The sequence below is a fragment of the Azospirillum sp. B4 genome, from assembly GCF_000333275.1.
In the GTDB taxonomy this organism is placed as follows: Bacteria; Pseudomonadota; Alphaproteobacteria; order Azospirillales; family Azospirillaceae; genus Nitrospirillum.
On the sequence record NZ_BACU01000315.1, the window covers coordinates 1 to 2,393 of the forward strand.

A 2,393-nucleotide genomic window follows, 5' to 3' on the forward strand; every position below is an offset into this window, starting at 1 on the left:
GCAGCATCGCCATCAGCAGCACACCAGGTGCCGGATCATCGAAGGCCCCCGTCGCCATGGCCGCCGCCACATCCTCCAGTTCCGCCTCCGGCGTGGGCGCGTCGGGGTCGGGCAGCAGCAGGGCGGTGACGGAGCCCTTGCCCCCCAATACGGCGCGCAGGGCCCTGTTCACATCCTCCACCGTCACGGCGGCGATGCGGTCAGGCCAGGCCTCCACATCCGCGACCGTCTGGCCGGTGGTCAAAGCCACCCCGAACTCGGACGCGGGGCCCTGCAGGCTGTCACGGGCGTAGAGGGCGCCCACCCGCAGGCGCTTGATGGCCGCCGCCACCTCCGCCTCCCCCACCCCGTCGTGCAGCAGGCGGGCGATCTCCGCGTTCAGGCCGGCCTCGGCATCAGCCACGGCCACGTCGGGGCCGGGCACCACACCCAGGCTGAACTGGCCGGGCCCCAGCGCGTCGGCCAGATAATCGACGCTGACGCCGGCCGCCAGGCGCTGGCGCACCGCCAGCGCCTGGTACAGGCGCCCGGTGGCGCCGCCGCCCAGGATGGTCTGCAACACCTCCAGCGCGTAAACCTGCGTGGGATCCGCCGCCCAGCCTTGCCCCCTCCAGCCATGGGATGGGGCGATCCATACCCGGCTCAGCGCCGGCTGACGCACCTGGGCGTCCTTCATCTCGATGCGCCGCCCCTCCCCTTCCGCCGGCGGCTCCGTCCCCCGGGCGGCCAGCCGGTCCGGTACCGGGCGGGCGGGGATGGCGCCGAACGCCGCCTCCACCAGCGGGCGCAGGGACGCGGCGGTGACGTCGCCCGCCACCACCAGCACGGCGTTGTTGGGGGCGTACCAGGCGCGGTAGAAGGCACGGGCGTCCGCCGGGGTCAGGCGGGCCACCTCCTCCGCCCGGCCCACGACCGGCCTGGCGTAGGGATATGCCGTGAACAACGCCGCCTGCACCCGCTCGCGCAGGCGGGCGCCGGGGTTGGCTTCCGTCCGCTGCCGCCGCTCGTTCAACACCACCGCCAGTTCGGGCGCCGCCGTCTCCGCACGGATGCGCAGATGGGCCATGCGGTCCGCCTCCAGCCCCAACACCAGGGGCAGCCGGTCGCGGGCGATCGTCTGGAAAAAGGCTGTCTGATCCTGGTTGGTGTAGGCGTTTTCCACCCCGCCGTCGCGGGCCACCCGGCGGGAAAACGCGCCGGAGGGCACGGCGGCGGTGCCCCGGAACATCAGGTGCTCCAGGTAATGAGCCAGGCCCGATTTGCCCGCCGGCTCATCCGCGGCCCCCACCTTGTAGAACAGCATCTGCGTCACGACGGGCGCGCGATGGTTGGGCACCACCACCACCCGCAGGCCGTTGGCCAGCGTGAAGGTCTCAGGATCGAAGACACGGGCGGCGGCCGGGGCCGTCAGGCCAAGGGCAAACGCCAGAACAGCGAACCATACCCGGCATGAAGGCCGCCCATAGACGCCCAAAGCCCCGCCACTCCCATTTATGCCGCCCCATTTCCCAAAGGAATAACATGGGCACGCGGGCTGTCCATGGGAAGCTGGACCAGCCATTGGGATGGGGAGCCGGAACCTGGGCCGAACCTGGACCTTAGGGGTGGTCGTGGGCCCGGCCCAAGGCGCCTTGCGGCGTGGTCACCCACACATCCTGGCGACGGGCCTTCAGCGGCCCATAGCAAAAGGCCCGGGCGGGAGGGCGTCCCGGCCGGGCCTTGGCATGCGCGGGAACCCTTAGTGGGCGCCGGCGGAGCTGCTGTCGCGGTTGACCACCGGCGCGTTGTCCTTGGGCGCCGTGTCACCCTTCCAGAACATCAGGCTGTCCAGGAAGCTGCGGTCGCCCACCACCGTGCCGGGCCATTCCTTGTCCACGATCTTGCGGATCTGGGGTTCGGCCTGATCGGCGCCGGCCTTGGCGGTCAGTGCTGCCTCGCCCTTGCTCTGGTTGGCGGTGGCGGACGCCACGGCCGTCGCCTCGGTGGTGGCGGCACCGAAGACGGTGCTGGTGGCGCGCGTCTCCTTCACGATTTCCTGCGGGCGCGGGCTGCCCGGCTGCGGCGGACGCAGGTTGAAATCGGGCGGCACCTCCAGCGGCGCGCGCGCCAGCACGCGGAACTCGTCCGGGGTGGGCCGCGACCCGCCGAACAGATAGTCCAGGCTGTCACACCCCGTCAGGGCTGCCAAACCGGCCGCCGCGAGCATCAGCCGCGCGCTAAAAACCTTAGAATTCTCGCCCATATCCTCGTCCGTCGAATGCGGGCCCCGAACCCCGGGACCCCCGTGAACCTGACCCAAAAAACTGATCCCACCACCGGGGCCCCCACCAGCCCCATGACGGCGACACCCTACCGCGTCGCGGGCCTGACGAACAGCCCATCCACGACCAGCA

2 protein-coding genes are annotated in these 2,393 nt (G+C 71.4%); both read right to left on the reverse strand.

The window, feature by feature from the left end:
- On the reverse strand, positions 1–1,474 hold a 1,474-nt coding region (locus I55_RS14075), incomplete at its 3' end, for a pitrilysin family protein (protein WP_064742499.1).
- Between the two features lie 264 nt (positions 1,475–1,738).
- A complete protein-coding gene (locus I55_RS14080; RefSeq protein ID WP_083901108.1) occupies positions 1,739–2,242 on the reverse strand; it encodes a DUF3035 domain-containing protein in 504 nt (167 codons plus the stop codon).
- Positions 2,243–2,393: the final 151 nt, after the last annotated feature.